General features: G+C 34.4%; 6 protein-coding genes. 1 reads left to right on the forward strand and 5 read right to left on the reverse strand.

Annotated features, from left to right (window positions below; genetic code table 11):
- Nucleotides 1-206 (forward strand): IS3 family transposase (locus BHF71_RS09490; RefSeq protein WP_141705336.1); only part of this gene is annotated, 206 nt, incomplete at its 5' end.
- A 77-nt stretch (nucleotides 207-283) separates the two neighbouring features.
- Here BHF71_RS09490 and cysK read toward each other — a convergent pair.
- The 5 genes from cysK to rapZ form a co-directional block, all read right to left on the reverse strand.
- Nucleotides 284-1,201 carry a cysteine synthase A gene (gene cysK, locus BHF71_RS09495; protein ID WP_069657420.1) on the reverse strand — a complete coding sequence of 306 codons (918 nt, stop codon included), beginning with the start codon at nucleotides 1,199-1,201 and terminating at the stop codon, nucleotides 284-286.
- A gap of 161 nt (nucleotides 1,202-1,362) precedes the next feature.
- Nucleotides 1,363-1,620 (reverse strand): HPr family phosphocarrier protein, encoded by a 258-nt coding sequence (locus BHF71_RS09500; protein ID WP_069657421.1) that lies wholly within the window; start codon nucleotides 1,618-1,620, stop codon nucleotides 1,363-1,365.
- Nucleotides 1,621-1,693: 73 nt separating this feature from the next.
- A complete protein-coding gene (whiA, locus tag BHF71_RS09505) occupies nucleotides 1,694-2,629 on the reverse strand; it encodes a DNA-binding protein WhiA (RefSeq protein WP_069657422.1) in 936 nt (311 codons plus the stop codon).
- 91 nt (nucleotides 2,630-2,720) lie between these two features.
- A complete protein-coding gene (locus tag BHF71_RS09510; protein ID WP_069657423.1) occupies nucleotides 2,721-3,671 on the reverse strand; it encodes a gluconeogenesis factor YvcK family protein in 951 nt (316 codons plus the stop codon).
- 7 nt (nucleotides 3,672-3,678) lie between these two features.
- Nucleotides 3,679-4,557 (reverse strand): RNase adapter RapZ, encoded by an 879-nt coding sequence (gene rapZ, locus BHF71_RS09515; protein WP_069657424.1) that lies wholly within the window; start codon nucleotides 4,555-4,557, stop codon nucleotides 3,679-3,681.
- Nucleotides 4,558-4,827 lie beyond the last annotated feature (270 nt).

A 4,827-nucleotide genomic window follows, 5' to 3' on the forward strand; every position in this document is an offset into this window, starting at 1 on the left:
CCAGAAAAGGAAATTGTTTAGATAATGCCAGCATGGAGAATTTCTTCAGCCACTTTAAGGCAGAGTGTTTTCATCTATACTCTTTTCGCACAACTGAAGAAGTAAAAAATGCCGTTAAAAGGTACATACGTTTTTATAATCATCACCGATTCCAAGAGAAATTAAATAACCTGAGTCCTTATGAATATAGGACTCAGGCTGCATAAATGTGCTTTTTTATTCCTGTCTACTTGACAGGGGTCAGTTCAAGCGGTGCTTTTTTATATCTTCCACCCTTATTCCACTAATCCTCAAAACTATATAATGGAGTACTCAAATACCTTTCACCATAACTTGGAGCGATTGTTACGATATTTTTTCCTTTTCCAAGACGCTTCGCTAACACTTTCGCCGCATATATTGCAGCTCCGGTAGAGATACCTCCTAGAATCCCTTCACCTTTGGCGATTTCTCTCGCAGTTCCCATCGCTTGTTCTGTTGTTACTTGAAATATTTCATCATAAATGGAAGTATTTAATATTTTAGGAATAAAACCTGCTCCAATTCCTTGGATTTTGTGAGGACCTGGATTACCACCCGAAAGTACAGGCGAATCCTTTGGTTCTACACCTACTATGAAAATATCTTGAGAATGTTCTTTTAGCACTTCTCCTACTCCAGTTATAGTACCTCCAGTTCCAATTCCAGCTACAAAAGCATCTATTTTTCCATCCATCTGTCTTAAAATTTCTTGAGCTGTATAGAGACGATGGGCTTTGGGATTAGAAGGATTTTCAAACTGCCTTAAAGGAAAATAACCATAAGTAGCTACCAACTCATTGGTTTTCTCAATTGCACCTTTCATCCCCTTGGTCCCGGGAGTTAAAATCAATTCAGCACCATATGCCCTTAATAGATTCCTTCTTTCTATACTCATTGTTTCTGGCATAACAAGAATAGTTTTATAACCTTTTGCTGCTGCTATCATCGCTAATCCTATCCCAGTATTTCCACTGGTTGCCTCAATTATGGTATCACCTGGTTTTATTATTCCAGCAGTTTCTGCATCTTCAATCATTTGAAGCGCGATTCGATCTTTAACACTACCACCAGGATTATAGTATTCCAATTTGACATAGATATCAGCTGAATCCTCGCTTGATTTGAGCTTTACAATTGGTGTATTTCCAATTAATTTAGCAATATTTTCTGCAACATTCATGATGTTAGCACCCCTTAATTTTTTTATTTCATAGTATTTCCCAAAAGTCATTAAGTCAATAATATAACTGTATTTCAACCGACGGAAATTACATATTAAAAAAAGAGCAGACCCTAATCTATCCACAAAGGATGTTCTGAGTCTACCCCATCAAAATAGTTTTAATCTTCTTGACTAACCAATTCTGCTAATCTCTCAGCTGCTTGTTCCTCATCTACGCCATCTGTAATGATATAAATTTCTGACCCAGAGTTAATAGCTAAACTCATAATTCCCATGATACTTTTAGCATTAACAACTTTTTCGTCCTTCTCTATAGAAATATCACAAGAAAACTTATTTGCCTCCTGAACAAATAGTGCAGCTGGACGAGCATGTAAACCAGTTTTTAAATTTACCTTTACTAATTTTTTTACCATATCTAAATCCCTCCTATAATCATGTAGGTTGCTTATTAATATCTAATATACTATAATCTAGCATTTAAATACATCAATTATTTTTCAATTTGCTCGCAATTTCATCTATTTTTCTTAAACGATGATTAACCCCAGATTTGCTGACTTTTCCACTTGGAATATAGTTTCCTAGTTCATTCAATGTTAATTCTGGATATTTCAGACGCGTTTCAGCTACTTCTTTTAGTTTTGGAGGAAGAGAATCTAAGCCAATAATATCATCAATTAATTGGATATTTTCTATTTGCCTCATAGCAGCTTTGACAGTTTTGTTTAAATTTGCTGTCTCACAATTTACTATCCTATTGACTGAATTACGCATATCCTTAACGATTCTCACATCTTCAAATTTCAATAACGCTTGATGCGCCCCTATGATATTAAGGAATTCTGAAATTTTTTCCCCCTCCTTAATATACATAAAAAAACCTTTCTTCCTTTCAATCCATTTAGCATTTAACATAAAGTCATTTGCTAATTGAGAAAGTGCTACAATATGTTCACGATAACTTGAATATATTTCAAGATGATATGAAGAACTTTCCGGATGGTTAATAGAACCTGCAGCTAAAAAAGCTCCACGCAAGTAAGAACGTTTACTATCAACAGTTTGAATTAACTCTTCCTTTATCCCTGGATAAAAGCTGAATCCCTTTTCAACTATTGCTAGTCTTTTTAGTATTTGCTCAACTTGCCCGGGAATCCGCACAACATAAATATTATTCTTCTTAAGCCTCATTTTTTTTCTAACCATCAATTCGGCTTGAACATGAAATAGTTCTTTAATCAAAGAGTATATTTTTCTAGCAATTGCCGCATTTTCCGTTAAAACATCTATTATCACTTTTTGATTAGTCAATTGTACGCTACCGTTCATCTTAACTAATGCTGATAATTCAGCAATCTTGCTATCAAAATCCTTACCCTCAACATATGTTAATTCTTTTTTGGTTTCGGAGGCAAAGGACATTATCATTACCCCATTTCCAATAAAACAATTATTCCAATTCACCTTAACCTATAAAGATGATTATTTACCATATTTTATATAAAAATGTTCGCTAATCTAAAATATTTAAAACACATTCCGCCAGTTTATCGGCATCATGACGTAAAAATGCATTATACTTTAAAAACTTATCAGTTATCACTTGATACCCCTTGGAAAATAAATTTTGGTCAGCTATTACTGGTTCTGCTCCCTTTAATCGATATTGTTCAATAATTTCTTCAGGAATATTCTCATCATTTACTATAACATATTCGATGAAACGTTGCCCCACATGTCTTTCAATAGCTTCAACATGATCTAAGGCTGTATACCCATCTGTTTCACCTGGTTGTGTCATCACATTACTAATAAAAATCTTTTTCCCCTTTGCCAAAAGAATCGTTTCTTTTAGCTTAGGAACCAAAAGATTAGGAATAATACTGGTATATAGACTACCCGGTCCAATAATAATAGCATCTGCTTCTTCTATCACTCTTAAAGCTTCTATCAGCGGTTTAACATTATCTGGTTTTATGAATACCCTTTTGATCGCCTTACCTGTATTAGGGATGTTAGACTCTCCTTTAACGATTGAACCATCTTCTAATTCAGCGTATAGGACAATTTTTTGTAAAGTCGCAGGTAATACTTGCCCCTTAACTGCCAATACCCTGCTTATTTCTTTTATGGCAAGAACAAAGTCTCCTGTTATTTCTTGCATTGCGGCAATGAATAAATTACCTAAGGTATGGCCAGCTAAACCATCACCCTTTTGGAATCGGTATTGCAACAATTTTTCTAATAATGGCTCTGTGTTAGCTAAAGCAATGATCACATTTCGAATATCGCCAGGGGGAAGCATATCCAACTCATCCCTAAGTCTACCCGAACTTCCTCCATCATCTGCCACAGTTACAATCGCACTTATCTCTATATCTTTTTTCTTTAATCCCCTTAAAATAACCGATAAACCAGTCCCACCGCCAATTACAACTATTTTCTTTTTATTTGTATCTTCCATTTTGCACCTACCCGCGATCTTTTGTTAGATCCCGATGACTAGTATTCACTCTCCAATCGGTACTGATAGCCTTAGAAATATATTCAGTAATAGCAACAGATCGATGTTTTCCACCAGTACACCCAATTCCAATCACCAATTGGCTTTTCCCTTCTTTCTGGTACTTGGGAATTAAATAATTAAGAAGGTCTACTATTCTAGTTAAGAATTCTTTTGTATCTGCCCACTTCATCACATATTCGTACACTGGTACATCTAAACCAGTTAATGGACGTAGCGAATCTACATAGTGTGGATTTGGTAGAAAGCGAACATCAAAAACCAAATCGGCATCAATTGGAATCCCGTATTTAAAGCCAAAAGAAATAATATTTATTGATACCCTACTGTTCCCTATTTCAGAGAACCATGCAACCATTTTCTCTTTTAACTCAATTGCCTTTAACGAACTTGTATCAATAATTTGACTTGCTCTACCCTTTAATTCTTCTAGCAACTTTCTTTCAGCAATTATACCCTCAATTGGTGAAGATTCTTTGGATAAAGGATGTTTTCTTCTAGTCTCCTTATATCTTCTTACTAAAGTTTTATCATCAGCTTCTAAAAATACTATTTGATAGTTAATGTTATTAGATTCATCTAAAAATAATAATGAATCTGATAGGGTTTCAAAAAATTCTCTACCACGAAGGTCAACTACTAAAGCTACTTTATTAGTTTTTTCACCTGATTTTATAAATAATTCAACGAATTTAGGAATCAAAATTGGTGGTAGATTATCTACACAAAAGTAGCCCAAATCCTCTAAACTTTGGATCGCTACAGTCTTCCCAGCACCCGACATACCTGTGATAATTATTAAATTAATTGGACGAGCTTCATTCATAAGTACACCTTCTATTTCTAAGTCGTATTGTCAAAAGTTTTATAGATTATTGTGTCAAAAACCTTGTTGTTATTGAAAAATTTATATTAAGGTATTGCCACCCCCTCAATTTAAGGGTAATTTTTAGTTGACCATTCAAAAAATTACTCAAACAAAGGAGGCGGCAAACTTGATGTCTAAAGTTATTTCTTTGTTGCTACTATACATTGAGGTTCAAAATAAAATCATTGTTTATTTGATGGGGGCATTGCTTGGTAAGAATTCTCTTCG

This window comes from Vulcanibacillus modesticaldus (assembly GCF_001730235.1).
In the GTDB taxonomy this organism is placed as follows: Bacteria; Bacillota; Bacilli; order Tepidibacillales; family Tepidibacillaceae; genus Vulcanibacillus; species Vulcanibacillus modesticaldus.